General features: G+C 68.1%; 29 protein-coding genes. 18 read left to right on the top strand and 11 right to left on the bottom strand.

The window, feature by feature from the left end; translation table 11 throughout:
* Positions 1–185: 185 nt before the first annotated feature.
* Positions 186–2246 carry an elongation factor G gene (locus tag QO015_RS19995; protein WP_266283842.1) on the top strand — a complete coding sequence of 687 codons (2061 nt, stop codon included), beginning with the start codon at positions 186–188 and terminating at the stop codon, positions 2244–2246.
* Between the two features lie 26 nt (positions 2247–2272).
* On the opposite strand, the gene QO015_RS19990 is transcribed toward QO015_RS19995, so the two are convergent.
* Entirely contained in the window at positions 2273–3748 is a 1476-nt protein-coding gene (locus QO015_RS19990; protein WP_266283839.1) for a DHA2 family efflux MFS transporter permease subunit, read from the bottom strand.
* Positions 3749–3873: 125 nt separating this feature from the next.
* On the opposite strand from QO015_RS19990, the gene QO015_RS19985 reads away from it, so the two are divergent.
* The 5 genes from QO015_RS19985 to QO015_RS19965 all read left to right on the top strand — a co-directional run bounded on the left by QO015_RS19985 (position 3874) and on the right by QO015_RS19965 (position 8950).
* The gene (locus QO015_RS19985) at positions 3874–4671 is read left to right on the top strand and encodes a DUF1194 domain-containing protein (RefSeq protein WP_266283837.1); all 798 of its coding nucleotides are present in this window, start codon (positions 3874–3876) and stop codon (positions 4669–4671) included.
* A gap of 72 nt (positions 4672–4743) precedes the next feature.
* Entirely contained in the window at positions 4744–5979 is a 1236-nt protein-coding gene (locus tag QO015_RS19980) for a lytic murein transglycosylase (RefSeq protein WP_266283835.1), read from the top strand.
* A gap of 264 nt (positions 5980–6243) precedes the next feature.
* Complete coding sequence (locus tag QO015_RS19975; protein WP_266283833.1) at positions 6244–6726, top strand: YaiI/YqxD family protein; 483 nt, start codon at positions 6244–6246, stop codon at positions 6724–6726.
* 124 nt (positions 6727–6850) lie between these two features.
* Positions 6851–7672, top strand: a complete 822-nt coding sequence (locus tag QO015_RS19970) for a lytic murein transglycosylase (RefSeq protein WP_266283831.1) — start codon at positions 6851–6853, stop codon at positions 7670–7672.
* Positions 7673–7693: 21 nt separating this feature from the next.
* Entirely contained in the window at positions 7694–8950 is a 1257-nt protein-coding gene (locus QO015_RS19965) for a BaiN/RdsA family NAD(P)/FAD-dependent oxidoreductase (RefSeq protein WP_266283829.1), read from the top strand.
* On the opposite strand, the gene QO015_RS19960 is transcribed toward QO015_RS19965, so the two are convergent.
* Positions 8931–9287 (bottom strand): winged helix-turn-helix domain-containing protein, encoded by a 357-nt coding sequence (locus QO015_RS19960; RefSeq protein WP_266283827.1) that lies wholly within the window; start codon positions 9285–9287, stop codon positions 8931–8933. The two genes, QO015_RS19965 and QO015_RS19960, sit on opposite strands and share 20 nt — an antisense overlap.
* Before the next feature lie 207 nt (positions 9288–9494).
* Here QO015_RS19960 and QO015_RS19955 point away from each other — a divergent pair, with 207 nt between their 5' ends.
* Positions 9495–9848, top strand: a complete 354-nt coding sequence (locus QO015_RS19955; RefSeq protein ID WP_266283825.1) for a DMT family protein — start codon at positions 9495–9497, stop codon at positions 9846–9848.
* 15 nt (positions 9849–9863) lie between these two features.
* On the opposite strand, the gene QO015_RS19950 is transcribed toward QO015_RS19955, so the two are convergent.
* Entirely contained in the window at positions 9864–10106 is a 243-nt protein-coding gene (locus QO015_RS19950) for a hypothetical protein (protein WP_266283824.1), read from the bottom strand.
* Positions 10107–10294: 188 nt separating this feature from the next.
* Positions 10295–10921: a glutathione S-transferase family protein gene (locus tag QO015_RS19945; RefSeq protein WP_307291015.1), complete on the bottom strand. Its 627-nt coding sequence runs from the start codon at positions 10919–10921 to the stop codon at positions 10295–10297.
* Between the two features lie 135 nt (positions 10922–11056).
* Here QO015_RS19945 and modA point away from each other — a divergent pair, with 135 nt between their 5' ends.
* The 3 genes from modA to modC are packed head-to-tail and all read left to right on the top strand — an operon-like array spanning position 11057 to position 13630.
* Entirely contained in the window at positions 11057–11851 is a 795-nt protein-coding gene (gene modA, locus QO015_RS19940; protein WP_266283822.1) for a molybdate ABC transporter substrate-binding protein, read from the top strand.
* A gap of 31 nt (positions 11852–11882) precedes the next feature.
* Entirely contained in the window at positions 11883–12578 is a 696-nt protein-coding gene (modB, locus tag QO015_RS19935; protein ID WP_266283821.1) for a molybdate ABC transporter permease subunit, read from the top strand.
* Positions 12575–13630 (top strand): molybdenum ABC transporter ATP-binding protein, encoded by a 1056-nt coding sequence (gene modC, locus QO015_RS19930; protein WP_266283820.1) that lies wholly within the window; start codon positions 12575–12577, stop codon positions 13628–13630. Before modB ends, modC begins: the two co-directional genes overlap by 4 nt.
* Positions 13631–13632: 2 nt before the next feature.
* Here modC and QO015_RS19925 read toward each other — a convergent pair whose 3' ends face one another.
* Together QO015_RS19925 and QO015_RS19920 are read right to left on the bottom strand one after the other, a co-directional pair.
* Positions 13633–14055: a septal ring lytic transglycosylase RlpA family protein gene (locus QO015_RS19925; RefSeq protein ID WP_266283818.1), complete on the bottom strand. Its 423-nt coding sequence runs from the start codon at positions 14053–14055 to the stop codon at positions 13633–13635.
* Positions 14056–14234: 179 nt separating this feature from the next.
* Entirely contained in the window at positions 14235–15026 is a 792-nt protein-coding gene (locus QO015_RS19920) for a DUF72 domain-containing protein (RefSeq protein ID WP_266283816.1), read from the bottom strand.
* 172 nt (positions 15027–15198) lie between these two features.
* Between QO015_RS19920 and QO015_RS19915 the strand changes: the two genes are divergently transcribed.
* Positions 15199–15450 carry a YgaP-like transmembrane domain gene (locus QO015_RS19915; protein WP_266283815.1) on the top strand — a complete coding sequence of 84 codons (252 nt, stop codon included), beginning with the start codon at positions 15199–15201 and terminating at the stop codon, positions 15448–15450.
* Positions 15451–15505: 55 nt separating this feature from the next.
* On the opposite strand, the gene QO015_RS19910 is transcribed toward QO015_RS19915, so the two are convergent.
* The 3 genes from QO015_RS19910 to QO015_RS19900 form a co-directional block, all read right to left on the bottom strand.
* Positions 15506–15760 (bottom strand): GlsB/YeaQ/YmgE family stress response membrane protein, encoded by a 255-nt coding sequence (locus QO015_RS19910; protein ID WP_266283814.1) that lies wholly within the window; start codon positions 15758–15760, stop codon positions 15506–15508.
* Between the two features lie 98 nt (positions 15761–15858).
* The gene (gene arfB / locus QO015_RS19905) at positions 15859–16278 is read right to left on the bottom strand and encodes an alternative ribosome rescue aminoacyl-tRNA hydrolase ArfB (protein WP_266283812.1); all 420 of its coding nucleotides are present in this window, start codon (positions 16276–16278) and stop codon (positions 15859–15861) included.
* A gap of 42 nt (positions 16279–16320) precedes the next feature.
* The gene (locus QO015_RS19900) at positions 16321–16581 is read right to left on the bottom strand and encodes a hypothetical protein (protein ID WP_307291009.1); all 261 of its coding nucleotides are present in this window, start codon (positions 16579–16581) and stop codon (positions 16321–16323) included.
* 143 nt (positions 16582–16724) lie between these two features.
* Between QO015_RS19900 and QO015_RS19895 the strand changes: the two genes are divergently transcribed.
* Both QO015_RS19895 and QO015_RS19890 read left to right on the top strand, forming a co-directional pair.
* Positions 16725–17552, top strand: coding sequence for an SDR family NAD(P)-dependent oxidoreductase (locus QO015_RS19895; RefSeq protein ID WP_266283810.1), 828 nt, complete (start codon positions 16725–16727; stop codon positions 17550–17552).
* Between the two features lie 17 nt (positions 17553–17569).
* The gene (locus QO015_RS19890) at positions 17570–18061 is read left to right on the top strand and encodes a GNAT family N-acetyltransferase (RefSeq protein WP_266283809.1); all 492 of its coding nucleotides are present in this window, start codon (positions 17570–17572) and stop codon (positions 18059–18061) included.
* 3 nt (positions 18062–18064) lie between these two features.
* Here the strand turns inward: QO015_RS19890 and QO015_RS19885 are convergent, their stop codons facing one another.
* A complete protein-coding gene (locus QO015_RS19885) occupies positions 18065–18628 on the bottom strand; it encodes an AAA family ATPase (protein WP_266283808.1) in 564 nt (187 codons plus the stop codon).
* A 190-nt stretch (positions 18629–18818) separates the two neighbouring features.
* Here QO015_RS19885 and QO015_RS19880 point away from each other — a divergent pair, with 190 nt between their 5' ends.
* The 3 genes from QO015_RS19880 (at position 18819) to QO015_RS19870 (ending at position 22086) form a co-directional block, all read left to right on the top strand.
* Positions 18819–19541: a phytochelatin synthase family protein gene (locus QO015_RS19880; protein WP_266283806.1), complete on the top strand. Its 723-nt coding sequence runs from the start codon at positions 18819–18821 to the stop codon at positions 19539–19541.
* A gap of 29 nt (positions 19542–19570) precedes the next feature.
* On the top strand, positions 19571–20686 hold the full coding sequence (locus tag QO015_RS19875; RefSeq protein ID WP_266283804.1) for an alpha/beta hydrolase: 1116 nt from the start codon (positions 19571–19573) through the stop codon (positions 20684–20686).
* Between the two features lie 188 nt (positions 20687–20874).
* Positions 20875–22086 carry an alpha/beta hydrolase family protein gene (locus tag QO015_RS19870; RefSeq protein WP_266283803.1) on the top strand — a complete coding sequence of 404 codons (1212 nt, stop codon included), beginning with the start codon at positions 20875–20877 and terminating at the stop codon, positions 22084–22086.
* Positions 22087–22114: 28 nt separating this feature from the next.
* On the opposite strand, the gene uvrB is transcribed toward QO015_RS19870, so the two are convergent.
* On the bottom strand, positions 22115–24970 hold the full coding sequence (gene uvrB, locus QO015_RS19865) for an excinuclease ABC subunit UvrB (protein ID WP_266283801.1): 2856 nt from the start codon (positions 24968–24970) through the stop codon (positions 22115–22117).
* Positions 24971–25162: 192 nt separating this feature from the next.
* Between uvrB and parA the strand changes: the two genes are divergently transcribed.
* Together parA and QO015_RS19855 are read left to right on the top strand one after the other, a co-directional pair.
* Positions 25163–25822: a ParA family partition ATPase gene (gene parA, locus QO015_RS19860; protein ID WP_266283799.1), complete on the top strand. Its 660-nt coding sequence runs from the start codon at positions 25163–25165 to the stop codon at positions 25820–25822.
* Positions 25819–26037: a SlyX family protein gene (locus tag QO015_RS19855; RefSeq protein WP_266283797.1), complete on the top strand. Its 219-nt coding sequence runs from the start codon at positions 25819–25821 to the stop codon at positions 26035–26037. The genes parA and QO015_RS19855 overlap by 4 nt, the downstream gene beginning before the upstream one ends.
* Positions 26038–26042 lie beyond the last annotated feature (5 nt).

Here is a 26042-nt window from a genome sequence, read left to right as displayed (position 1 = left end):
CTCTGCCGCGGCCCGCGCCGGTTCATCCGCGCGGGCCGTTTGCCGTCCGCTCCCCCCTCGGACCGGCCAAACTTGCGCGACCGCGCGTTCCCTGAGACCATCCCATGGCCGGCCGGGCTCCCGGGCCTGGCCCGCGACCGAAGACGTGAGGATGTCTCTAGAACATTTCATGAACGGAGGAAGCGATGACGGAGGCAAGAGGATCGGACGCCGGCAGAAGAGCCGGCCCCAAGGCGATCGCGCTGGTCGGCCCGTTCGCAAGCGGCAAGACGACGCTGCTCGAGGCGATGCTGGCGCGCACGGGAGCGATCGCGCGACCGGGCAGCGTCCAGGCCGCCACATCGGTCGGGGATGCCTCGCCAGAGGCGAGAGCTCATCAGATGAGCGTCGAGATCAACATCGCCGAGACCGGCTTTCTGGACGACCGCATCACCATCTTCGACTGTCCCGGCTCGGTCGAGTTCGCGCATGAGGCGGAGGCGGTCCTCGCCGCGGTCGATTGCGCCGTGGTGGTCGTCGAGGCGGATCCCCGCAAGATGCCGGCCCTGCAGACCTGGCTGAAGCAGCTGGAGGAGCGCGGCCTCCCGCATTTCATCTTCCTCAACAAGATCGACCGCAGCGAACTCGGCGTCGAGGAGACGTTGGCCATGCTTCAGGCCGCCAGTGGCGTGCCGCTGCTGCTGCGCCATATTCCGATCCGCCAGAACGACATCGTCACGGGATTCGTCGATCTCGCGCTCGAGCGGGCCTTCCTCTACCGCGAACAGGCGCCGAGCGAGGTGATCCCGCTTGCCGGCCAGGAGCGCGACCGCGAGGCTGCTGCCCGATATGCGATGCTGGAAAAGCTCGCCGACTATGACGACACGCTGATGGAGGAACTGCTCTCGGACATCGAGCCCTCGCGTGAGCATGTCTTCGCCGATCTCGTGGCCGACTTCCGCGCCGGCATCCTCTGCCCGGTGCTCATCGGCTCCGCCCTTCATGGCCATGGCATCGGCCGCCTGATGAAGGCGATCCGCCACGAGGCGCCGGATGTCGCAGCGACCGCGGCGCGGCTCGGTCTCGATGCCGGCGGCGATACGGTGGTGCAGGTCGTGAAGACCATCAATGCCGGCCATGCCGGGAAGCTCTCGGTCGGCCGGGTGCTTGCTGGACGCGTCGACGAGGGCGCCGAACTCAACGGCCCGACCGGCTCCGTCGGTCGCGTCTCCGGCGTCGTCCGCCTGCTCGGCCAGCAAATGGCAAAGCGAGAGGCGGCAGCGGCGGGCGAAACGGCCGGTTTCGCCAAGCTCGACGGCGCCCGAACCGGCATGACCCTTTCGACGGGTCGCGCGATGCCGGTCCAGCTTGCGCCGCTCGCGACACCGGAGCCCGTCATCGGGGTCGCGCTCGCGCCGGCGGAACGCAGGGACGAGGCGAAACTCGCGCAGGCGCTGGCGAAGATGATCGAGGAGAGTCCGGCTCTCGTCATCGGCCACGATGCCGAGACGGGGGAACTGCGCCTCGGCGGCCAAGGCGAGATGCATCTCCGCGTCACGCTGGAACGCCTCGCCGCGCGCTATGGTCTCGCGATCGAGCAACAGGCCCCGGCCGTTCCCTATCGCGAGACGATCGGCAAGGCGGCGAGCGTTCGCGGGCGGCATAAGAAGCAGTCCGGCGGCCACGGCCAGTTCGGCGACTGCGTGCTCGAGGTCCGGCCGCAGCCGCGCGGCGCCGGCTTCCTGTTCGAGGATGCGGTCACCGGAGGCGCCATCCCGCGCAACTACATCCCTGCCGTGCAGGCCGGCGTCGAGGACGTGCTGCGCAAGGGGCCGCTCGGCCATCCCGTCGTCGATGTCGCGGTGCGCCTCGTCGACGGCTCCTATCACAGCGTCGACTCCTCCGATCAAGCCTTCCGCACGGCGGCGCAGATCGGCATGCGCGAGGCGCTTGAGGCCTGCCAGCCCGTGCTGCTGGAGCCGGTGCTGCATGTCTCGATCCGCGTTCCCTCCGAGGCGGCGCCGCGCGTCAACATGATGGTCACTCAGCGGCGCGGCCAGTTGCTCGGCTTCGACGCGCGCCGCGGCTGGCCGGGCTGGGACGTCATCGAGGCGGAGATCCCCGAGGCGGAGATGGCGGGGCTGATCGTCGAACTCCGCTCGATCACCGCCGGCGCCGGCAGCTATGTCGCTCGTTTCGACCATCTCGCCGAATGCCACGGCCGCGTGGCGGCGGAAGCGCGACGCGCCGGCCTGCACGCCGCCTGATGAGACGACGGGCGGCCGCTCGGACCTTACGCCTGCGGCCGCACCGTCAGCCAGCCGACGATGCCCGCGAGGATCGCGAGGACGCCGCAGATCACCGTCGCCGCGCCGAAGCCGGCGATGGTGGCGCGCGTGCGAAGGAGCATCGTCGCCAGGTCGGCGCCCGCCGAAGCCGCGCCGAAGCCTGCGGCCCGCACGGCATCGGCGGCCGCGCCGGTCTCGCCGCCGAGTGTCAGCGAAAAGCCGATGCCGACGGCGAGGCCGAGGCTCGCGACCGCGACGAGACCCGCGACACGCGCGACGGCGTTGTTGACACCGGACGCGGCCCCGCCGAGCGACGGCGGCGCGGCATTCATCACCGCCGTCGAAAGCGGCGCCACCGTGATGCCCATTCCGAGCCCCATCAGCAGCATGACGGGCACGATCGCGGTGAGGAAGCCGCCATTCTGCACGGCGGGCGCAAGCAGCACGAAGGCGAGCCCTGTCACGATCGGGCCCACGGTCAGCACGGGCCGTGGGCCGAGGCGGTCGGCGAGCCCGCCGCCATAGCGCGACAGCAGGCCCATCACGAGCACGAAGGGCAGGAACACCGAGCCCGCCAGCGCCGCCGGATAGCGATGCGCCTCGATGAGCGCGGTCGGCAGGAAGAATAGCGCTCCGGACAGCGCGAAATAGAGCAGCAGCGTGAGGAGATTGACGCCGGCGAACTGGCGGTCGGCGAAGAGCGCGAGCGGCATCATCGGATGCGCGGTGCGCCGCTCGAAGAGAATGAACCCGGCCAGTACGGCGAGCCCCGCGACGGTTGCCGCCAGATCGAATCCTGCCCCGCCGCCCGGCTCCGCGAGGCGGGTCAGGCCGAAGGCCAGCAGCCCCAGCCCGACAACCGCCAGCGCGCCGCCGGCCCAATCCATCGGCGCCTCGCGCCGCGCCTCGCCGCCGGGCACCTTCAGCGCCGTCACGGCCAGGACCGCCGCGGCGAGCGGCAGGTTGATGAGGAAGATCGCCCGCCACGAGCCGTGATCGACGAGGAAACCGCCGAGCACCGGCCCGATCGCCGGCGCGATGGCCGAGGCCGCTGCCCAGGTGCCGATCGCCCTCCCGCGCACCGCGGGCGGGTAGTGGGCCGAGATGAGCGCGAGCGATCCCGGCACCATCAGTGCGCCGCCGACGCCCTGCACGGCGCGCGCGGCGATGAGCACCTCAACGGACCAGGCAAAGCCGCAGAAGGCGGAGGCGATTCCGAACAGGGCTGTTCCGAGCATGAAGACACGCCGGAGCCCGAACGCATCGCCGGCGGCACCGCCGAGCAGCGTGAACGCCGCCAGCGTCAGCGTATAGGCGTTGGCAGTCCATTGACCTTCGACGAAGCTGGCGCCGAACCCCTCGCGGATCGCCGGCAACGCCACCGTCACGACAGATCCGTCCATGAAGGCCATGCCGGAGGCGAGGATGGTCGCGAGCAGGACCGCGCCAGCGGCCGTGGACCCGACGGCGCCTTTCGCCATGATGCCCTCACGCAATTGCGATGCCGATCTTCCACCGGGCGCCTTGCGCAGCCGGCCATCGAGCCTATCGTCATTGGACGAGTAGCGCATCCGTCCTGCATGCCAACCCCGACGGCAGGTTCCCGATGGCTTCCTTTCTTTGCCTTCTGGCTATTCTCGCCGCCCTCGCGTCTGCCTCGCCGGCGCGGGCTGCCGACGATGCCGTCGATGTCGAACTGGTGCTCGCCGTGGATGTCTCGCGGTCGATGGATGTCGGCGAACGCGAGTTGCAGCGGCAGGGCTACCGCGCGGCGCTCCGCCATCCCGACGTAATCGGCGCCATTCGCTCTGGCCTCCACGGCCGCATCGCCCTCACCTATGTCGAATGGTCGGGACCCGGGTCGGAGAGCGTGGTGGTGCCTTGGCGTCTGGTCGAGGACGAGGCGAGCGCCGCGGGATTTGCGTCGGCCATCGGCCCGGCCGATCCCTCGGGCCGTTTCGGTACCTCCATCTCCTCGATCCTCATCTTCGCGGCGACGCTGTTCGAGAACAACGGCTTCGCGGGCGAACGGCTCGTCATCGACGTCTCGGGCGACGGGCCCAACAATAGCGGCCTTCCCGTCGAGCCTGCCCGTGATGCGGTGCTTGCACGGGGAATCGTCGTCAACGGCCTGCCGATCGTCCTGCGGCCCGGCGGCGGCTTCAGTCGCTTCGATATCGCCGATCTCGACCTCTATTATCGCGACTGCGTGGTGGGCGGGCCGGGCGCCTTTACGATCACCGTGACCTCCACGGACGAGTTCGAGACGGCGATCCGGCGCAAGCTGATCCAGGAGATCGCCGCCACGAAGCCCCGGCTCATGCTGGCGGCCGCGGACGCGGCGACCGGAGGCTCGGATTGCATGATCGGCGAGCGGCTGCGCCAGAACTGGATGGGTCGGTGAAGACGCATTGCGCCGCCGCCGGCGATTGTTCACTGTCGGCAACCGATTCCGGGTCCCCGACGGAGTGACGTCTTGCGCTTCTTCCTGAGCCTTGCCCTGCTCGTTCTGTTGCCGCTCGCGGCCTTCGGCGCCCAGCCGCGCGCCGAAACCGAGGCGGCCTTCCAGCGGTGGCTGGCGACCACTGTCCGGACCGATGCAGCGGCCAAAGGCGTCTCGCAGACCACAATGGACCGTGCCTTCGCCGGGCTGAAGCTCGACTGGACGCTCCCCGAACTGGCCCCTCCCGGCCAGCCGCGGACCCGCGAGGAACCGCAGCGGCAGGCCGAATTCCGTGGCCCGGCCCCCTATTTCGAGGAGGGCAAGATGCGCGCGCTCGTTCAGGGCGGGCGCACGCGCTTCACGACATGGTCGCGGACGCTCGCCGAGGTCGAGACGCGCTATGGCGTTCCGCCTTCCATCATCGTCGCGATCTGGGGCCGCGAATCCGGTTACGGCGCCGCGCGGCTGCGCTACTCGGCCATCCAGGCGCTGGCGACCGAAGCCTTCATGGGCACGCGCAAGGACCATTTCTATCCGCAGTTCATCGACGCCCTCGTCATCCTCGAGGGCGATCATGTGCCGTTGTCGGAGTTCAAGAGTTCCTGGGCCGGGGCGCTCGGCCAGCCGCAGTTCCTGCCCTCCGTCTATCTCTCGACCGCGGTCGATTTCGACCGGACAGGCCGGCGCGACATCTGGAAGTCGGTCCCCGACGTCCTCGGCTCGATCGCCAACTACCTGAAGCAGAACGGCTGGCAGGCGGGCACCGGCTGGGGCTTCGAGGTGCAGGTCCCAGCCACCGTCTCCTGCACGCTGGAGGGCCCCGACCAGGGCAAGCCGCTTTCCGCCTGGATCGAGATGGGCGTCCGCAATCCGGACGGCACGCCGATCAAGGCGCGCTCGCAGAAGCAGGTTATGCATCTGCTGATGCCGGCTGGCCGTTTTGGCCCGGCCTTCCTCGTCACCGACAATTTCTATGTCCTGAAGACGTACAACGAGAGCGACCTCTACGCGCTCTTCATCGGCCATCTCGCCGACCGGATCCGTGGCAATGCCGCGCCCTTCTCCGGCCGCTGGGCCGATGTCGGCGGCTTCGACCGCGGCGACGTCCGCGCCATGCAGCAGCGCCTGGAGGCGCGCGGCGTCGATGTCGGCAGCGCCGACGGGCTCGTCGGCTACAAGACCCGCATCGCCGTCGGATCATGGCAGGAAGAGAACGGCCGCGCCGCGACCTGCTTCCCCGATACGGCCCTCCTTCGGGCAATCCGCTGACGGCGCAGGATTTTTCCCTTAACGGCGGCGGCAAACTGGTCTATCCTCTCCTCATCGTCAACAAACGAAAGGAGGTGATCCCGTGTCTCATTGTCGTTCGCCGCGAGGCTTCGTCACGATGGTCCGGATCTCTGACTTCGTGGAGATCTGCGCCGCCTGACCGGCCCCCGGTTGGCTTCGCCACGGAGCCTGGTTTCGGCCAGGTCGCGGTCTGACAATGGAAGGGTCGCCTGACGGCGGCCCTTCTTATTTTTGGGAGGAGCCGTGAGCGGCCAGATCGTCATCCTCGTCGACGCCGATGCCTGTCCGGTCAAGGACGAGGTCTACAAGGTCGCCGCGCGGCACGGCCTCAAGACCTATGTCGTCGCCAATGCCCCGATCGCCATCCCTCGCGATCCGTCGATCGAGCGCGTGCTGGTCGGCAGCGGGCTCAATGTCGCCGATGACTGGATCGCCGAGCGCGCCGCGCCGGGAACCATCGTCATCACGGCGGACATCCCCCTCGCAGATCGCGCCATCAAGGCGGGCGCCGACGTCCTCGCGCCGAACGGACGCGCCTTCACGGCGGACTCGATCGGGATGGCGCTCGCGACGCGCAATCTCATGGAGGAGCTGCGCAGCGCCGGCGCCGTCACGGGCGGCCCGCCGCCCTTCTCGCGCAGCGACCGCTCGGCCTTCCTCTCGGCGCTCGATCAGTCCATCCGCCGCCTGAAGCGGCGCGGTTTCGGTGAAGAAACCGGCGGATAGCGGCCGCCTGCCATGTTCAGGCTCGATTTCAACGAGAAAGTAACCTTGAACGCGTCATCCTCCCGGTCCGTGTGACTGCCGCGAGCCAATGTCCCCAGCGACGCGGAGAAGAAGAAGGCTGATCATGATCAAGAACAAGCTCCGTATGCTGGCCGCCGCCACGGTTCTCCTTGCCGGCGCTACCGCGGCGAATGCCGCCACCTGCAGCAACAATCCCGCCGACTTCCCGGCCTGGCTCGACAGCTTCAAGGCGGAAGCGGCGGCGAACGGCATCTCGCCCCGCGTCGTCAACGCGGCGCTTTCCGGCGTCACTTACGATCCCCGCGTCATCAAGCTCGACCGCAACCAGAAGCACTTCAAGCAGCCCTTCTCGGTCTATTCGGCCCGCGTCGTCTCGGCCGGCCGCGTCGCCAAGGGCAAGAAGCTGATGCAGCAATATGCCAATGTGCTGGCGCGCATCGAGAAGACCTACGGCGTGCCCGCGCCGATCCTCATCGCGATCTGGGGCATGGAGACCGATTTCGGCGCCGGCAGCGGCACCATGTCGACCTTCCGTTCGCTGGCGACCCTCGCCTTCGACTGCCGCCGCTCCGCCTTCTTCACCGACCAGTTGATGGCGGCGCTGACCATCGTTCAGCGCGGTGATCTTTCGCCCGGCGACATGAAGGGTGCCTGGGCCGGCGAACTCGGCCAGACGCAGTTCCTGCCGACTTCGTATGTCCGCTTCGCGGTCGATTTCGATGGCAACGGCCATGCAGATCTGCGCCACAGCCCGGCCGACGTCCTCGCCTCGACCGCCAACTATCTGAAGGGCTATGGCTGGCAGCGCGGCGGCAGCTGGGAAGAAGGCTCGGCCAATTTCAACGTGCTGCGCCAGTGGAACAAGGCCGAGGTCTACGCCAAGAGCGCGGCGCTCTTCGCGGACAAGCTCGTCGGCAAGCAGTAAGCCGCCCGCCGGCACAGCCCCATGTCGTCCGATGCATCCGCCCGGCCGAGCGTCGCCATCATCGGCGCCGGCCCGGCGGGCCTGATCGCCGCCGAACGCCTCGCGCAAGCAGGCGCGGCGGTGACGGTGTTCGACCGCATGCCCTCCCCCGGCCGCAAGCTGCTGATGGCCGGGCGCGGCGGACTGAACCTGACGCATGGCGAGCCGCTTCCGGCGTTCCTCGCGCGTTACGGGGCGGCCGAACCCTGGCTCACGCCGATGATCGAAGCCTTCCCGCCCGAGGCCACGCGCGCCTTCGCCGCCGGGCTCGGCGAGGAGACCTTCGTCGGTTCGAGCGGCCGTGTCTTTCCGAAATCGATGAAGGCCTCGCCGCTGCTGCGCGCCTGGCTGCGTCGTCTCGATGCGCTCGGGGTCACCTTGCGGCTGCGCATGGACTGGATCGGCTTCGATGGCCCCTCCGCCAACCGCTTCCGCAGGGCCGATGGGTCCGAGGAGGTGATCGATGGCGATGCGACGCTCCTCGCGGTCGGTGGCGCCAGCTGGCCGCGCCTCGGCTCCGACGGCAGCTTCGCGGCAATACTGACGGCGGCCGGCGTCGCCGTGACGCCGCTGAGGGCCGCCAATTCCGGCTTCGCCGTCGCCTGGTCGGAGAGCTTCCGCGGCCGCTTCGCCGGTGAGCCGCTCAAGAACATCGCGATCAGCTTCGGCAGAAAGAGCGTCCGCGGCGAGGCGATGGTGACGAAGTACGGCCTCGAAGGCGGCGCGATCTACGCCCTCTCGGCGCCGCTGCGGGACGCCGTGGCGCGAGAAGGATCGGCAACGGTGACGCTCGATCTCCTGCCCCAGCGCAGCGCCGAGGCCATCGCGGGGCGGCTGGCACGGCAACGTCCGAGCGAATCGCTCGCGAACCGCCTGCGCAAGGCAACACAGCTGGCACCAGTCGCGATCAACCTGATGCGCGAGGCAGTGCGCGACCTTCCCCGCGATCCCACCGCGCTCGCCGCCCTGATCAAATCCGTGCCGCTGACGATTGGCGAGCCGTCCGGTCTTGCCCGCGCCATCTCGACCGCCGGCGGCGTCAGCCGCGATGCCATCGACGACACGCTGATGCTGACGGCGCGGCCCGGCACCTTCGTTGCCGGCGAGATGCTGGACTGGGAAGCGCCGACCGGTGGCTATCTGCTGCAGGCGGTGATGGCGACCGGCGTAGCCGCTGCGTCCGGCATCGCCGCGCGTCTCGGCCTGTCCCCAAGACCGCCTAGCGAAGCACCGACCTGAGCGCGTCCATTCCCGCTGCGATCGCTTGGGTCGCGTCCCGCTCCATCGCGCGATAGCGGGCCAGCACCTCTTCGCCGAGCGGCGAGAGACGCGCGCCACCACCGCCGCCGCTGCCGCCCTTCTCGGTCTCGATCAGCGGCGCGCGGAAGGCTTCGTTCATTTCGCGGGTGAGCGTCCAGACGCGCTTGGGGCTCATGCCGAGCCGCTCGCCGGCGGATGCCAGCGAGCCGGTGGCCGCGACCGCCTCGAGAAGATCCGCCTTGCCGGGGCCGAGCGCGAAGCCCGGCTTCAGCACGAGGCGGAAGCGCAGTCCTTCGATCTGGTTGGGCTTGTGCACGTTTCTGGTCCGCGGCGGTCGATCCCGCCGCGATCATGCCGCGGCGTTCCCTGCCGCGTCCACGCTGTCGCAGGCCGGAACCGGCGCGTAGTCACGACAATTTGCGGCTGACTGTGACCTCGGCTCCCCTTGGCGTCTGGTCACCGGCCGCTCTATTCAGCGCGTGCCGTCACTCCCCGCACGGTTCCGCCAGCGAAGAAGGTCCGAATGCCCAACTTCCTTTCCCCGGCCATTGCGCCGATCCTGCTTCTGATCGGCTCCAACGTCTTCATGACGACGGCCTGGTACTGGCATCTCAAATTCCCCTCGACCAACCTGGTCAAGGTGATCCTGATCTCCTGGAGCATCGCGCTGGTCGAGTACTGCCTCGCCGTTCCTGCCAACCGCATCGGCCACGGCGTCTATTCGGCGGCCCAGCTGAAGACGATGCAGGAGGTGATCACCCTCGTCGTGTTCGCGCTGTTCTCCTGGCTCTATCTGAAGGAGCCGCTCGGCTGGAACCACCTGGTCGGCTTCGCGCTCATCGCCGGCGGCGCCGCCTTCATCTTTCACAAGTTCTGAGCAGGGGGACGGCGGTCAGCCGTCATCCCCGAGATCGACCAGAACCGTCGCGGGGCGCGGATCGAGCGCGCTCTGCGGCGCCATCATGACGCGCGCCTGTTGCGTCGGCTCTCCATGGTTCTGGCTGACGCCACCGGTGAGCGAGACGATCGCAACGAGCACGAGCGCGGCGGTATAGGCGGCCATCCAGAGCATGAAGGCGCGGCGGGTCCGCGTCTCGCGCCGCGGATCTCGTCCAAATGTGAAGCGCTCGTGCATGGCTCGTCCCCGTCGGTTCGGTCAATCGCAATGCCGGTCATTCAGACGCCCGAGTGCGGCGCCCGTTCGGAGCGAATGTGTCCGGCACCGCAAGAATGCGTGGTCAAATCATGGCAAGGGGCGACAGGCGGAATCGCGTGCCGCCGCCGATCCTTAGGCGGGGAAGCTGAACGAGTCTGTGATCGCGGTCACGCCGCCGGCCGCCACTCCAGCCCGACATGGCGGGGCCGCGCGGCGACGCGTGCCAGCCAGGCCCGGATCGCCGGATAAAGGCCGAGATCATAGTCGGCGTCGCCGGCGACATGGGTATAGGCATAGAGCGCGATATCGGCGACCGAAAAGCCGGATCCGGCCAGGAAGTCGGCCTGTTCGAGCCGCCGCTCCATGACGGTGAGCGCCTTGTGGCCCCGCGTCTGCCACTCCTCGATCCGGTGCGCCATGGCCGCCCGGCCGCCCGGCGTCAGATGCAGCCAGTTGCGGGCGACGGCGATCACCGGCTCGTGGCTGTACTGCTCGAAGAACAGCCATTGCCAGCAGAGCGCCCGGTCATAGGGGTCTTCGGGCACCAGCGCACTGCCCTCGGCCAGATGCAACAGCATGGCGTTCGATTCCGACAGCGGGCGGCCGTCGGGCAGGATCAGCAGCGGCACCTGCGCATTGGGATTGAGGCTGAGGAATTCGGGGGCGGTCGTCTGGCCCGCGCCCTTCACCACTTCGACGATCCGGAACGGAATGCCGAGTTCGTGCATGGCGAGCCGCGGCTTGTAGCAGTTGCCCGAGGCCTGCATCGAATAGAGCGTGTAGGTTCCGGTCATCGCATCCCCCTTGTCCGACAGCATGATCGCCGGCTCCGATTGCGGCGTCCAATTCCGTTTGGCGATCGATGGATCACGGCGATTGATCGAGCGACATTTCCGTGCAGAAATATCGCTCCGATCCGGAGCCCTGCCATGACCTTCCTCACACGACGATTCGCCGCCGCGCTCGCCGGCCTCGCCCTCCTCGCAATGCCGTTGGCCGCGCTGCCGGCCGGGGCCGCCGACACGGTCGTCTTCGCCGCCGCCAGCCTCAAGGACGCCTTGGGCGCGGCCGTGGAGGCCTATGAGGCGAAGTCGGGCGGAAAGGTCGTCGTCAGCTATGCGGGCTCCTCGCAACTCGCGAGGCAGATCGAGGCCGGTGCACCGGCCGATCTCTTCATCTCCGCCGATCTCGACTGGATGGACGAGCTGGACAAGAAGGACCTGATCGATCCGGCATCGCGCGTGACGCTGCTCGGTAACACGCTCGTCCTCGTCGCCCCGAAGGCCTCGACGGCTTCGCTCGTCATCGCGCCCGGCTTTCCTCTTGCCGAGGCGCTCGGCGCCGACGGCAAGCTGGCCATGGCCGCGGTCGCTTCGGTGCCGGCCGGCAAATATGGCAAGGCGGCGCTGGAGAAGCTCGGCGTCTGGGCCGCCGTGGCGCCGCATGTCGCCGAAGCCGACAATGTGCGCGCGGCCCTCGCCTACGTCGCGCGTGGCGAGGCACCGTTCGGCATCGTCTACGGCACGGACGCCAGAGCGGAACCGGACGTCCGCGTGGTGGGAACGTTCCCCGAAGACAGCCACAAGCCGATCGTCTATCCCCTCGCCCGCATCAAGGCCTCGACGAATCCGGGGGCGGAGGCCTTCCTCGCTTTCCTCCGCTCGGCGGAAGCACGCGCGATCTTCGAGGGTGCGGGGTTCACGGTTCCCGACGTGAAGGGTTAGGGTCGGCCCGGACGACACGGGCGCGAGGCCGATGGCAGAGATCTTCACCGCCGAGGAATGGACGGCGATCGCGCTCAGCCTGCGCGTCGCCGGCGTGGCGGTTGCCGCGAGCCTTCCGCTCGGCATCGCCGTCGCCCTGCTCCTGGCGCGCGGGCGCTTTCCGGGGCGCACCCTGCTCTCGGCAGTCGTTCACCTGCCGCTGGTGATGCCGCCGGTCGTGACCGGGTTCCTGCTGCTGCTGGCCTTCGGGCGCCGGGGACCGATCGGCGCTTTCCTCGACCAGCATTTCGGCATCGTGCTTGCCTTCCGCTGGACCGGCGCGGCGCTCGCCTGCGCCGTCATGGGCTTTCCGCTGATGGTGCGGGCGATCGCGCTTTCGATCGAGGCGATCGATCGGCGGCTCGAACAGGCGGCGGCGACGCTCGGTGCGGGGCGCGTCGCGGTTTTCCTGACGGTGACGCTGCCGCTGGCCCTCCCCGGCATCCTCGCCGGCATCGTCCTCTCATTCGCCCGCGCGCTCGGCGAATTCGGCGCAACCATCACCTTCGTCTCCAACATTCCCGGCGAGACCCAGACGATACCCTCGGCGATCTACAGCCTGATCCAGACGCCGGGCGGCGACGGCGCGGCGCTGCGGCTGACGGCGATGTCGGTGCTGATCTCGCTGGGCGCCCTGCTGATCTCCGAGGCGATCGCCAGGCGGGCGCGGCGCGAGGACGGCCCATGAGCCTCGTCGTCGATATCGGCAAGCGGCTCGGCGCGTTCGACCTCGCTATGCGCTTCGAGCAGACCGGGCGCGTCACGGCGCTCTACGGGCCATCAGGCTCGGGCAAGACGACAATCGTCAATTGCGTGGCCGGGCTGGTTCGCCCCGACCGTGGCCGCATCGCGCTCGGCAAGACGATGCTCTTCGACGCGGATGCCGGCATCAACCTCGCACCGCATCGCCGACGCATCGGCTATGTCTTCCAGGACGCGCGGCTGTTCCCGCATCTCTCGGTGCGCTCGAACCTCAACTATGGCGGCTGGTTCGCACGTCGTGCCACGCGCGTTGCCGATTTCGCGGCCATCGTCGATCTCCTCGGCATCGGCCATTTGCTCGACCGGCGACCGCGCGACCTTTCCGGCGGGGAGAAGCAGCGGGTCGCGATCGGCCGGGCACTGCTCGCTCGTCCGCGGCTCCTGCTGATGGACGAACCGCTCGCTGCGCTCGACCGCGGCCGGCGGGCCGAGATCCTGCCCTATCTGGAGCGGCTGGCGGACGGAATGACGCTGCCGATCCTTTATGTCAGCCACGCGATCGAAGAGGTGGCGCGGCTCGCCGATCAGGCGGTGATCATCGAGGGTGGGCGCGTCGTCGCCGACGGTCCGGTCGACAGGGTGTTCGCGCGCGAGGGCCGCGACCACGAGATCGGCGGCATCCTGTCGGCGAAGGTGCTGGGGACGGATGACGACGGCGTCACCGCCCTCGCCCATCCGGGGGGCCGGCTGCATGTGCCGCGCCTCCGCAAGCCGTCCGGAACCACCGTGAGGGTCGTCATCCGCGCACGCGACATCGCGCTCGCGCTCGGCGAACCGGGCATCATCTCGATCAGAAACCGCCTCGAAGCGATAGTCTCAGGCCTCGGCGAGGAAGGCGACGAGATCGCCGTGACGCTCGATGTCGCAGGAACGCCGCTCATCGCCCGCATCACGCGCGGCGCCGCGCGGGACCTCGCCCTCGCACCGGGGGTCGCCGTGACGGCGCTGATCAAGGCCGTCGCGCTGGAGGAGCGCTGAGATCAGCCGCAGGCGCCGCGCAGCGCCTTGCCCTCGACCTCGAGGCGGACCTTGGCGGTGCCGCTCGACACCATGCCGAGCTGCTGCGCCGCGGCGCGGGAAACGTCGATGACGCGGCCGCGGATGAAGGGACCGCGATCATTGATGCGCACGACGACGAACTTGCCGTTGCGCAGGTTCTGCACCTTGACGCGCGTGCCGAAGGGAAGGGAGCGATGGGCGGCCGTCAGGGCCGAGGGATTGTTGCGCTCGCCGCTCGCCGTCTTGCCGGAGAGCTTGTACCAGGAGGCGCCGCCACACTGGGTGCCGGCTTCGGCCGGCGTGATGGAGAGGCTCGTGGAAGCCGCGATGGCCACGACGCCGACCGCGAGGGCGGGCAGACAGGTCCTGGCCGAAAGTGAGAGCTTGGAACTCAACCGGTACATCTCCGAATCCGCGCTCGCCGGCGCGCTGCGACACCTGATCGAAAAGGGGTTCTCGTTCGACGTCGTTCATCAATCGGCGAAAGAAGGCGAGAATGCGGCGTGCATTGTGCACCAAACCGCACATATCGCCTTGGCAAGCGGCGCGCGGACGCCGTTTCAGAGAGGTTGTCAGCCTGCGGTCAGCGCCCGCCGAGGCGCTCGATCAAGGCCATGGCCGCGGCGGGCGCCTTTGGCTTGAAGCCGTTGATCATGTAGATGAAAACGTCGCGCCCGCCCTCGCGCTCACCGGCACCGGCGAGGAGCGGCAAGTCATCCGGGACACCGCCCTTCGCGAAGGTCTTCGCGCGCGCCTGCCAGCCGTCGAGGGCTGCGGCGGAATAACCCACTTGTTCGGCCTCCGAAGCCGACTGGAGACGGGCATAGACGAAGTCGGCGGTCGGATCGGCGATAAGCGGAAAGCTTTGGGAGTCCGCCAGCACGATCGCGACGCCGTATTTCCGGGCGAGCGCGACGAATTCCGGCACCTTGAAGCTGTCGTGCCGCACCTCGACGGCGTGGCGAAGACGACGGCTGCCCTCCTTCGGCGGCAGCAGCGCCAGGAATGCCTCGAAGTCCTCCGGATCGAAGGCCTTCGTCTCCATGAACTGCCAGTTGATCGGCCCGAGCTTGTCGCCGAGCTCGGTGACGCCGCTGTCGATCAGACGGCGGACCGACTCGCCGGCCTCGGCCAGCTTGCGGCGATTGGTCGTGTAGCGGGAGCCCTTCAGTGCGAAGACGAAATCGTCCGGCGTCTCGTCGGCCCATTTGCGGAAGCTCGCCGGCTTCTGCGTGCCGTAATAGGTGCCGTTGATCTCGATCGATGTGACATGGCGGCTGGCATGCTCCAGTTCGCGCTTCTGCGGCAGGCCTTCCGGATAGAAGACGCCGCGCCATGGCTCGAAAACCCAGCCACCTATGCCGACTCTGATCATCGCCCGATCCTCCCTGCGCCGCTCCCCTCGGGAACGCAAAATCCGATGCCGCGTTGAACCTTCGTCCGCAGCGCCGCTTCGCTCGCGGAGCGTATCGACGCGGATGGCCGGAATTAGCGCCGACCGGCGCGAAGAGACACCCGATTGCCGCGATTCCACAAGGAGACACGACATGATGTTCCGCTCGCGCACCGCCGACCCGATCGCCGTGCCGACAATGTCGACCGGGGGCCGCACGCTGTCCGTGCTGGCCGGCCTGGCTCTCGCCGCCGCCGCCGTGCGTCCGCGTCCGAACCGCTTCCTGTCGGTTCTCGCGCTCGCGACGGGCTCCTATCTCGCCTATCGCGGCGCGACCGGCCGCTGCCCGATCACAGAGGCGTTTGAGGAGCATTTCGGCGAGATCGAGCCGCCCCGCCGACGCTGAACGGAAAGGCGGGCCTGAGGGCCCGCCGATCGCTGTCGAGAATGGACTGGCGGGCTCAGGCCCGCCGCCTCACGATCATCCCCCAGATGAAGAGGACGATGATCGCACCGACCACCGAGCCGATAAGCCCGGCCTGGTCGTTGGGTCCGTACCATCCGATCGCCTGACCCAGCCAGGTCGCGACGAAGGCGCCGGCGATGCCGAGCAGGATGGTCAGGATGAATCCCTTGGGCTCATTGTCGCCCGGCATGATGAACTTCGCGATGACGCCCGCGATGAGGCCGATGATGATGGTCCAGATGATAGTCATGGGTCGTTCCCCGTCCCGCTGTTGAGCCCGAGTTTCAATGCCCGGCAAGGCGGGATTGTTGCATGACGGAACGATGAAATCGAACTGAGCCCTGCCGATCAGTCTGAGCCGACGCCGCCGCGCATCGCCTTGACGCCCGAGCGGCGTGCCTTCTCGGAAAGCCGCTTCTCCTTCGAGGCCTTGGTCGGACGCGTCGGGCGACGGATCACGGGCTTCGGTACGGCCGCTCGGATGAGCTCCACCAGCCGCTCGAGCGCATCGGCACGGTTGCGCCCCTGGTCCCGATGACGTTGAGCTGTGATGACGATGACACCGTCCTGCGTCAGCCGCGCACCGGCGAGCCGCATCAGTCGCACAGCGACATCGTCGGGCAGCGAGCGCGAGCGCCGCGCGTCGAAACGGAGCTGTACCGCGCTCGACACCTTGTTGACGTTCTGGCCGCCCGGACCCGAGGCGCGGATGAACGTCTCCTCGATCTCGCTTTCGTCGAGAGAGATCTCGTCGGTGATCTCGATCAAGGAACCGGCTCCGTCCGTCGTGCCCCCGGCGGTCCGACCGCCTTACTGGGCGGCCTTCGCCTCGCCGATCGCCTTGTCATAGGCGGCGCAGATCTCGTCGATATTGGTGCTTCGTTCGGCCAGCCGATCGACATCGACCTGCTTGGCGCGCCAGGTCGGCTGCTGCGCCGGATCCTTGGCGACGATCGCCTTGACGAGATCGGCAAGCTCGATCGACTTCGCCTGCAACTCGTCCTCCGTGCAGGCGAGGGCCGCCGGCGTCGTGGCGGCAATCAGCGCGAGAGCGAGAAGGGTGCGGCGCATCGTCATGAGGTCCCTATCGGAAATCCAGTCCCCGATCCGGATATAGAGGGTTATCATGCGCCGCGCACTCCCTTCGATCGCGCCGGCGCCGTCTCCCCGCTTCGCCGATGCCGCTCGCGGTCTCCCACGACAGGATCCTCGTCATGACCCATCCCGCCATCGAAGCAGGCCATGTCGCCGTCATCACCGGCGGTGCCTCCGGCATCGGCTTCGCCGCGGCCCGGAAGTTCCTTTCGCTCGGCCTCAAGGTCGCGATTGCCGACTGGAACGAGGAGGCGATCGCCCTTGCGCGGCAGGCGCTCGGCCCCGACGTGCTCATCGTCCGGACGGATGTCTCGAGCCGCGCCGATGTCGAGGCTTTGCAGCAGGCTGTCTTCGAACGCTTCGGTGCCGTGCATGTCCTCATGAACAATGCCGGCATCGGCAATGGTGGCCCGGCGCTCGGCGATCTCGACAGCTGGCAGCGCGTGATCGGCACCAATCTGTGGGGCGTCGTCAACGGCGTCCAGGTCTTCGTGCCGAAGATGGTCGCGTCCGGCGCGCCCGGCCTCGTCATCAACACCGGCTCCAAGCAGGGCATCACCACGCCGCCCGGCGACACGGCCTACAACGTCTCGAAGGCGGGCGTGAAGGTACTGACGGAAGCGCTCCAGCATGAGCTCCGCGGCATCGAGGGCGGCAGGATCGAGGCCAAGCTGCTGATCCCCGGCTTCGTCTGGACCGGGCTCACCACCGGCGACCGCGCGGAAAAGCCGGCCGGCGCCTGGACGCCCGGACAGACGATCGACTTCATGCTCGCCTCCATCGAGCGCGGTGACTTCTACATCCTCTGCCCGGACAACGAGGTGGAGCGCCCCACCGACGAAAAGCGCATCCTCTGGGCCGCCGGCGACATCGTCGAGAACCGTCCGCCGCTGTCGCGCTGGCACAAGGACTATGGCGACGCCTTCAAGGATTTCCTCCAGGGCTGAAAGGGCGGCGCGCAGACATGGTCGTCGTCCGGCCGATCCGAGAGGATGACATCGAAGGCTTCCGCGCGGCCGTTGACCGTGTCGCGCGCGAGAAGCGGTTTCTCGCCCGCATCGAGGGGCCGAGCTTCGAGCAGGCCTCGCGCTTCATCCTCGGCAACCTCGCCAGCGGCAACCCGCAATTCGTGGCGGACGCCGACGGCTTCGTCGTCGGCTGGTGCGACGTCATCCGGCAAGACCACCTGCCGATCTATGCCCATAGCGGAACGCTCGGCATGGGCCTCGTTCCGGAATGGCGCGGCAAGGGCGTCGGCCGGCGGCTGATCGAGGCGGCCGTTGCGGCCGCCTTCACAGCGGGCATGACGCGCGTCCAGCTCACGGTGCGCGCCGACAACGAGGCAGCGATCATGCTCTATCGCCGCATCGGATTCGCCGACGAGGGCTATCATCGCGGCACCGACCGGATCGACGGCATCACCTACGACACCCGGTCCATGGCGCTCCTCGCCTGACAGTCAGCCGATGCCGAGCCGTGCGAGGACGATGAGCGCGCGGTCCGCCACGCTCGAGCGGGGCAGCACCACGCAATCGTGGCCCCGCGCCGCATAGGCATCGAGCAGCGCGGCATACTCGGCAACGGCCTCGTCGAATCCGTGCCTCCGCTCGGCGTCGGTCGCGAACAGTTCTTTCCACGGCGGCACCATGAAGACGATGGGATCGTAGCGGCACCGCACCAACGCGCTCGAAAGTGTATCGGGCAGCGGACGGCATGTGCGCCGATACCACGCCTCGGCGTCGATGAGGCTGCGGTCCAGGATGGTCAGGCCACCCCGCGCCACAGCCATGTCGTGATCGGCGATCGCGAGGTCCGTGACCCGCTCGGCAAAGCGGTCCGGCGCCTGCCAGGGGAGCGCATCGCCCCCGTTCGCCAGTGCCTCGCGGACCACGCGGCGGCCCGGCTCCTCGGCGGTCGCGATGCCCCGCTCGGCGAGAGCTGCGAGCAGCGTCGACTTGCCGCCGCCGGAGCAGCCGGAGAGAACGACGAGGCGCGGCGGGGCGATGGTCTGGACTGCGGTCATGGCGAACTCGCTCAGCGTCGGGAGGAAGATGTGGGGCCGGTCACGGGAAACGACCCTCAAGGCGCACCGTGTGGTCGCCCGCGGGCGCGCGCTCGACCGTGAGACGGAGGCGCGATAGGATCGCCACTCCGCGATCATGCGGCCGTCGCGGCGCCGTTCCCCCGAGCATGCGGCCGACCGGAGCATCCCCATGTTGCGCCGAATTGCCGCGAGCCTGATCGTGCTCACCTCGCTGGTCACCGGGTTCGCCAGCGCCGACACGCTGCCTCTTCCGCCCTCCCTCGTCGATGGCGCCAGCGATGCCGGGGCGACGCTGCTCGTCGAATCGGAAGCGCGCGAAGCCTATTTTCCGCTGGCTGCCAATTTTCTGACCCAGAAAAACCAGGCCTTCTGCGGCGTCGCGTCGATGGTGATGATCCTCAACGCGCTCCGCGTCCCCGCTCCGGAAGTACCGGAATATCTACCCTACCGGACCTTCACGCAGGACAACGTCCTGAACGCCTCAACCGAGGCGATCGTGCCGCAGGCGACGATCCTGCAAAAGGGCATGACCCTCGACCAGCTCGGCGCCGTCTTTGCCGTGAAACCGGTCACGGTGACGGTCCGCCACGCTGCCGACTCGAGCCTTGAAGACTTCCGCCGGGAGGCCCGCGATGCGCTCGGCACCAAGGATCGCTTCGTCGTCGTGAATTATCTGCGCAAGGTGATGGGCCAGCAGACCGGCGGCCACTTCTCGCCGCTCGCTGCCTATGACGCGGAGACGGACCGTTTCCTCATCCTCGATGTCGCCCGCTACAAATATCCGCCCGTCTGGGTGACGGCGGCCGACCTCTTCGCCGCCATGGATACGCCCGACAGCGACAACGCCGGGCTGACGCGCGGATATCTCCTGGTCTCGGCGAAGACCATCTGATCACCATGGCCTGACGACAAGGACAAGACATGACGACGATCGGACCGACCCGGCGCGGTATGCTGGCGGGCGTCTTCGGCACGGCTCTCATGCCTGCCCTGCCCTTCGGCCTTGGGGCACTCGTTCCCGCCGGGGCCAGGGCTGACGCTCTTACGTCTGCGGCGACGCTTGCCGGGCGCGAGGTTCCGGCGCGTCTGCTGCCGGTGCCGGATACGGTCAGCGCCGCCCTCCGACCCGTCTTTGCCGCGCCGCCGACGCCCGGCTGGGACCGGTTTCCGGCCGGGACCGATACGGCCGGATGGCGTGCCCTGCAGCGCCAGACGGGCGCCGGTCCGCATCCGATCCTCGCCGAAATCGGCGAAAGGCTCGGTGTCTCGGTCACGCGGGCCGTGTTGGGCGGTGTCCCCGTCTTCGTCTCGAAGCCGGCCAACATGCCGCCACGCAACCGCGACCGTGTCCTGATGCATCTGCACGGCGGCGGCTATGTCCTTTTCCCCGGGGAGATCGGCGCCGGCGAGGGCATGATGATGGCCGGCTATGGCGGCTTCACTGTCGTCTCGGTCGACTACCGCATGGCGCCGGACTTTCCCTTCCCGGCGGCGCTCGACGACGCGGCCTCGGTCTGGAAGGCGCTGCTCGCCGAGCACCACCCGCGCCGCATGGCGGTCTTCGGCACCTCGGCAGGTGGCGGACTGACCCTCGCGCTGATGCTGAAGGCGAAGGCCGAGGGCTTCCTGATGCCGGCCGCGATCGCTCCGGGCAGCCCCTGGGTCGATCTCGCGCCACGCGGCGATACGCTCGCCGCCAACGAGTTCGTCGACAACGTGCTGGTATCGATCGATGGCTGGGTCGGCACCGCCGGCCGCCTCTATGCCGGCACAACCAGCCTCGACAATCCATTCCTGTCGCCGATCAACGGCGATTTCCGCGGCCTGCCACCGGCGATCCTCACCTCGGGTACACGCGACCTCCTGCTTTCCGACACAGTTCGCGCCCATCGGAAGCTCCGCCAGGCCGGCGTCGAGGCGGCATTGCAGGTCTTCGAGGCCCAGAGCCATGCCCAGTTCCTGACACCCTTCGTCCCGGAAACCGAAGAGGCGTTCGGCGAAATCACGGCTTTCTTCGACCGGCATCTGGCGGTGTAGCGGGCGCTGCGACGCCGGCTTCGTAACCTTTTCAACTTGCCGGCAGGCCGCTTGACCGCGCTCCTCCGGCTTGCATGATCTCGATCCAGTCTGGCTGCCCCGATCCATCCAGCCCGTCGACATCGTCGCCGGGAGCGTTCCGTCGCAGCAGTGCCCGCAGCGGCCGGCGTGCCGGTCAGGAGGTTCCCTTGCGCAGATTGCTCCGTTCCCTCGTCACGCTGGCAGCGTTTGCGGCGCCGCCCGCGGCTTGCATCGCCGCGGCGAGCCCGGTCGAGGTCGGCCCGACCATCAGCTACGAGGAGATCGGCAGCTGGGACGTCGCGAAGCTGAACGAGATCCTGACCAGGAGCGCACCCGAGACCTTTGGCGTCTCCGTGACCTATGCCCCGGCGACCAATGGCGTGACGCTCTACCGCGTGACCTATGGCTCCGTCGTTCCCGAGCGCGGCAATCGGCCGATCGTGGCGACGGGTCTCCTTGCCGTGCCGAATGTCGACGGCAAGACGCTCCCGCTCGTCTCGTACCAGCACGGGACGGTCTACGGAAAGGAAGATGTCCCCTCCTTCCCAGACAATTCTTCGGAAACGCAGTTGATGATCGCCGCCTTCGCCGGCCGCGGCTACGCGATGATCGGAGCCGACTATTTCGGCATGGGCGGGAGCGCGAAAGAGCCGGAAGGCTACGGCGTCAAGGCGAGCCACCAGCAGGCCACCTTCGACATGCTCGCCGCCTCCCGGGCGGTCCTCGCCAGCAAGGGCATCGCGACCGACAAGCTCTTCCTCGGCGGTTGGTCGCAGGGCGGCTATGTCACCATGTGCTTTCTCGAGAGGCTGGAGAAGACGGGCGTCGCCGTCACGGCAGCCTCGACGGCCAGCGGGCCGGCCGACCTCTACTCGTTCCTGAGCGGCTTCCTCGATTTCCCGCGCGAGAATGATGCGAGCTGGATCTCCATCCTCTATGTGCTCTCAAGCTTCTCGTTCGAGCAATATTACGGCGAGCCCGGCCTCGCCCGATCGTTGTTCACCGATGAATATTACGAGACCGCGCGCAAGATATATACGCGGGGAGAGGCCGACATTTCTGCCCTCCCCTCAGATCTGACAAAGCTGATCCGCGCCGACTATTTCGATCCGACCTTTTTCGCGGAGAGCGCCTATGGCCGGATCGCGAAGGAGTCGGACGCCTATCGCTGGATCATCAAGACCCCGCTGCGCAGCTACTATGGTGAAGCCGACGAGGTCGTCTCGGTCGGCCTCGCCGAGCTTGCGGCCAACTACCAGCAGGGCATCGGCGGCGGCAACGACAAGGTGGTTGCGATCTCCACCGGCAAGACCGACCACCGCGGCACCTTCGCCAAGGCCGTCGCGGAGTGGCAAACCTGGTTCGACGGGGTGGAGTGATCAGTCGGGCGCCTCGCGCCCGACGCCACTACCGCTTCGGCCCTTTCCGCCCCGCTCGGCTGCCGGCACGGCCGCCGACGGAGCGGCCGCCGGGGCGGTGATTGGACGTCATGGGGTCCGGGCGCTGCGGCCGCTCGCCCTGGTCGGCAGCGATCTGCGTCATGTTGGAGCTCGCGCCCATCTCGTCGAGCGTCGGCTTGCGGGCGCGGCTGCCGAGCGGAACCTCGGTACGCTTCACCGTCATCTCGTCGAGATCGTTCTTGCGCGCCCGTGTCGCCGGCTCCGGCGGCAGGTTGCCGGCGGGACCGTATTTGCGCCCGCCGCGATAGCCGCCGGTGCGCGCCTCGACTTCCGACTGGCTAGCCAGCGGATCGTCGGCGATCGCGAGTTCGGTCTCCTTGAGCCGCTTGATCTCGTCGCGCAGCCGCGCAGCCGTCTCGAACTCGAGATTGATCGCCGCCTCGCGCATCCGCTTCTCGAGATCCTCGAGATGGGCCTTGAGATTGTTGCCGATCAGCGGCGTGTCGGCGAGGCCGGCATCGACCGTGACATGGTCCTGTTCGTAGACCGAGGAGAGGATGTCGCCGATCTGGCGCTTGATCGATTCGGGCGTGATGCCGTTCTCGATGTTGTAGGCGACCTGCTTCTCGCGGCGGCGCTCGGTCTCCGCCATCGCACGCTCCATCGAGCCGGTGATCGTGTCGGCATAGAGGATCACCTTGCCGTCGACATTGCGCGCGGCGCGGCCGATGGTCTGGATCAACGAGGTCTCGGAGCGCAGGAACCCTTCCTTGTCGGCATCGAGGATGGCGACGAGCGCGCATTCCGGGATATCGAGGCCCTCGCGCAGCAGGTTGATGCCGATCAGCACGTCGAAGGCGCCGAGCCGCAGGTCGCGGATGATCTCGATGCGCTCCAGCGTCTCGACATCGGAATGCATGTAGCGCACGCGCACCCCGTTCTCGTGCAGATATTCAGTGAGATCCTCGGCCATGCGCTTGGTCAGCGTTGTCACCAGAGTACGCTGGCCGCGCGCTGCCACTGTCCGCACCTCACCGAGGAGATCGTCGACCTGAGCCTTGGCCGGGCGCACCTCGACGACGGGATCGATGAGGCCGGTCGGGCGGATGACCTGCTCGGTGAACACGCCGCCGGTCTGCTCCAGTTCCCAGCCCGCCGGCGTCGCCGAGACATGCACCGACTGCGGGCGCATCGCGTCCCATTCCTCGAAGCGGAGCGGCCGGTTGTCCATGCAGGACGGCAGGCGGAAGCCATACTCCGCGAGCGTGGCCTTGCGGCGGAAGTCGCCGCGGTACATGGCGCCGATCTGCGGGATCGTGACATGGCTCTCGTCGGTGAAGACGAGCGCGTTGTCGGGGAGATACTCGAACAATGTCGGCGGCGGCTCGCCCGGAAGGCGGCCCGTCAGATAGCGCGAATAGTTTTCGATGCCGGCGCAGGAGCCGGTTGCCTCGATCATCTCGATGTCGAAGCGGCAGCGCTGTTCCAGCCGTTGCGCCTCGAGCAACCGCCCGGCCGCCTCGAGCTCGACGAGGCGGGCGCGCAGCTCCGTCTTGATCGACTGGATCGCCTGGTTGAGCGTCGGCTTCGGCGTCACGTAATGCGAGTTCGCATAGACCTTCACGAATTTGAGGTCGGAGGTCTTCTGCCCGGTCAGCGGATCGAACTCGGTGATGCTCTCGACCTCGTCGCCGAACAGCGACAGCCGCCAGGCGCGGTCTTCGAGGTGAGCCGGGAAGATCTCGACCGTATCGCCGCGGACGCGGAAGCTGCCGCGCACGAAGTTGAGGTCCTGCCGCTTGTATTGCAGCGCCACGAGATCGGCCAGCAGCTGGCGCTGGTTGAGCTTTTCCCCGACCTCGATGCCGAAGGTCATGGCGGTATAGGTCTCGACCGAGCCGATACCGTAAATGCAAGACACCGAGGCGACGATGATCACGTCGTCGCGCTCCAGCAGCGAGCGCGTCGCCGAATGGCGCATCCGGTCAATCTGCTCGTTGACCGAGGATTCCTTCTCGATATAGGTGTCCGTCCGCGGCACATAGGCCTCGGGCTGGTAATAATCGTAATAGGACACAAAGTATTCGACGGCGTTTTCCGGGAAGAAAGACTTGAACTCGCCATAAAGCTGCGCAGCAAGCGTCTTGTTCGGAGCGAGGATCAGCGCCGGCCGCTGCGTCTGCTCGATGACCTTGGCCATGGTGAAGGTCTTGCCCGAGCCCGTAACGCCGAGCAGGACCTGGTCCTTCTCCTGACGCTGGATGCCCTCGACGAGCTCGCGGATGGCGGCCGGCTGGTCGCCGCGCGGCTCGAAGGGCGAAACGATTTCAAGGCGGCGGCCGCCTTCCGATTTCTCCGGGCGCGGCGGGCGGTGCGGCACCCAGGTCTTGTCGCGAACCTCGGGCCGGCCCTTCTCGATCAGCGCCGAAAGTGCCGCCACGGTCGCCGTGACCGAGGACGAGGCGAGGCTCGACGCCGCCTCCGCATCCTCGAGCCCGACATCGAGGCCCGACACCGGATTGAGCCCGCTGGCGGCGCGCTCGCGCGCCGAGCCGGCGATGCCGATCGACGTCCCGCGCCCGGTCTTGTAGGCGCCCTTGTCCTTGCCTGCTTCCTTGGTTGCGACCTTCGCGCTTCCCTTCGCCTTCTTCTCCTGATCGACCGGCAGGTCGACCAGCGCCATACGCTCCGGCCGGGCGCGCGGCGCACGCTTAGGCTTCGGCGCCAGCGGCTCGGAATCCGCGGCGCGCGCGATCTCGTCGATCCAGTCGGCGATGTTGCCGCCGAGTTCGACCGGCTTGTCGGTGTCGAAGGGAGACTGCGGCGCTTCGCCGAAGCCCGATGGTTTGGAGCGTTTGGCCATGCGTACGAAAGTAGAACGGATCGGCCGCTTTTTGAAGAGGGCGGTGCTTGAAAGAACACGGCCGGCGACCGCCGTCGCATCGTTCGGCGGCTTGCCGGATCGCCCGGTGGCGCCCCTCCTTCCTGCACCGCGTCATTGCCCTGACCGGCACATCCTGCGACACTTGCCGCGGCGCAACAGGAGACCCACCAGGTGCCAGGCAGGATCCTTGTGGTCGCGCAGCAGAAGGGCGGCTCCGGCAAGACGACGCTCGCCGCCCATCTCGCCGTCGCCCATGCCGTGACGCGGCGTGTCGCCATTCTCGACGTCGATCCGCAGGGAAGCCTCGGTCAGTGGTTCGAGCGGCGCGAGCGGCGGCTCGGCGAAGGCGCGACCGGACTTGAGATGCGCACGGCCAGCGGCTGGGGCGCCAAGCGCGAAGCTCGGCTGCTCGCGCGCGAGCATGACCTCGTCCTCATCGACATGCCGCCGCGATCCGATCTCGAGGCGCGCAACGTGATCGAAGCCGCCGATCTCGTCGTCGTTCCCGTGCAGCCGACGCCCGTCGATCTCTGGGCGACCGAAGCGACGCTGGAACTTGTCGAGCGCGGCGGGCCGCCGGCCGTGCTGGTGGTGAACCGGGCGCCGGCGCGCCCGATCGGCGAGGCGGTGCTCGCTGCCCTCAACGCCCTGCCGGCGCCGCTGGCCGCAACGCAACTCGTCAACCGCGTTGCCTATGGTCAGACCATGGGCAGCGGCGGCACGGTGATCGAGTCCTTCCCGAGCAGCAAGGCTGCGGCAGAGGTTCGCGCCCTCGCCATCGAGGTTTACGGCATGCTGCCGGAACTGCCGAGGCGGAGTGGCACCCGATGAGCGATCCTTCCGTGCCCGACCGCGTCGACGCGCTGGAAATCCGCGCCGCTCATCACGAGCGGAGCCTCGACGAAATGAACGAGGTGCTGCTGGCGCAGTGGAAAGAGATCGACCGCCTGACGCGTCTGGTGGCGCGGCTCGAAGACCGGCTCGCCGAGGCAGAGGACCGCGCCGGCCGCGGCAACGCCCCCGAGCCGCCACCGCCGCATTATTGAGGCCC

Source organism: Kaistia geumhonensis, from assembly GCF_030815145.1.
Classification (GTDB): Bacteria; Pseudomonadota; Alphaproteobacteria; order Rhizobiales; family Kaistiaceae; genus Kaistia; species Kaistia geumhonensis.
The sequence above is the reverse complement of the archived record's forward strand: the minus strand, read 5'-3'. Positions and strand labels throughout refer to the sequence as shown.

Bases quoted from the DNA above. Each gene is read 5' to 3' on its own strand.
- QO015_RS19995 (WP_266283842.1), top strand. From the start codon at position 186: ATGACGGAGGCAAGAGGATCGGACGCCGGCAGAAGAGCCGGCCCCAAG.
- QO015_RS19990 (WP_266283839.1), bottom strand. From the start codon at position 3,748: ATGGCGAAAGGCGCCGTCGGGTCCACGGCCGCTGGCGCGGTCCTGCTC.
- QO015_RS19985 (WP_266283837.1), top strand. From the start codon at position 3,874: ATGGCTTCCTTTCTTTGCCTTCTGGCTATTCTCGCCGCCCTCGCGTCT.
- QO015_RS19970 (WP_266283831.1), top strand. From the start codon at position 6,851: ATGATCAAGAACAAGCTCCGTATGCTGGCCGCCGCCACGGTTCTCCTT.
- QO015_RS19965 (WP_266283829.1), top strand. From the start codon at position 7,694: ATGTCGTCCGATGCATCCGCCCGGCCGAGCGTCGCCATCATCGGCGCC.
- QO015_RS19955 (WP_266283825.1), top strand. From the start codon at position 9,495: ATGCCCAACTTCCTTTCCCCGGCCATTGCGCCGATCCTGCTTCTGATC.
- QO015_RS19950 (WP_266283824.1), bottom strand. From the start codon at position 10,106: ATGCACGAGCGCTTCACATTTGGACGAGATCCGCGGCGCGAGACGCGG.
- QO015_RS19945 (WP_307291015.1), bottom strand. From the start codon at position 10,921: ATGACCGGAACCTACACGCTCTATTCGATGCAGGCCTCGGGCAACTGC.
- modA (WP_266283822.1), top strand. From the start codon at position 11,057: ATGACCTTCCTCACACGACGATTCGCCGCCGCGCTCGCCGGCCTCGCC.
- modB (WP_266283821.1), top strand. From the start codon at position 11,883: ATGGCAGAGATCTTCACCGCCGAGGAATGGACGGCGATCGCGCTCAGC.
- modC (WP_266283820.1), top strand. From the start codon at position 12,575: ATGAGCCTCGTCGTCGATATCGGCAAGCGGCTCGGCGCGTTCGACCTC.
- QO015_RS19925 (WP_266283818.1), bottom strand. From the start codon at position 14,055: ATGTACCGGTTGAGTTCCAAGCTCTCACTTTCGGCCAGGACCTGTCTG.
- QO015_RS19920 (WP_266283816.1), bottom strand. From the start codon at position 15,026: ATGATCAGAGTCGGCATAGGTGGCTGGGTTTTCGAGCCATGGCGCGGC.
- QO015_RS19915 (WP_266283815.1), top strand. From the start codon at position 15,199: ATGATGTTCCGCTCGCGCACCGCCGACCCGATCGCCGTGCCGACAATG.
- QO015_RS19910 (WP_266283814.1), bottom strand. From the start codon at position 15,760: ATGACTATCATCTGGACCATCATCATCGGCCTCATCGCGGGCGTCATC.
- QO015_RS19900 (WP_307291009.1), bottom strand. From the start codon at position 16,581: ATGCGCCGCACCCTTCTCGCTCTCGCGCTGATTGCCGCCACGACGCCG.
- QO015_RS19895 (WP_266283810.1), top strand. From the start codon at position 16,725: ATGACCCATCCCGCCATCGAAGCAGGCCATGTCGCCGTCATCACCGGC.
- QO015_RS19890 (WP_266283809.1), top strand. From the start codon at position 17,570: ATGGTCGTCGTCCGGCCGATCCGAGAGGATGACATCGAAGGCTTCCGC.
- QO015_RS19885 (WP_266283808.1), bottom strand. From the start codon at position 18,628: ATGACCGCAGTCCAGACCATCGCCCCGCCGCGCCTCGTCGTTCTCTCC.
- QO015_RS19880 (WP_266283806.1), top strand. From the start codon at position 18,819: ATGTTGCGCCGAATTGCCGCGAGCCTGATCGTGCTCACCTCGCTGGTC.
- QO015_RS19875 (WP_266283804.1), top strand. From the start codon at position 19,571: ATGACGACGATCGGACCGACCCGGCGCGGTATGCTGGCGGGCGTCTTC.
- uvrB (WP_266283801.1), bottom strand. From the start codon at position 24,970: ATGGCCAAACGCTCCAAACCATCGGGCTTCGGCGAAGCGCCGCAGTCT.
- QO015_RS19855 (WP_266283797.1), top strand. From the start codon at position 25,819: ATGAGCGATCCTTCCGTGCCCGACCGCGTCGACGCGCTGGAAATCCGC.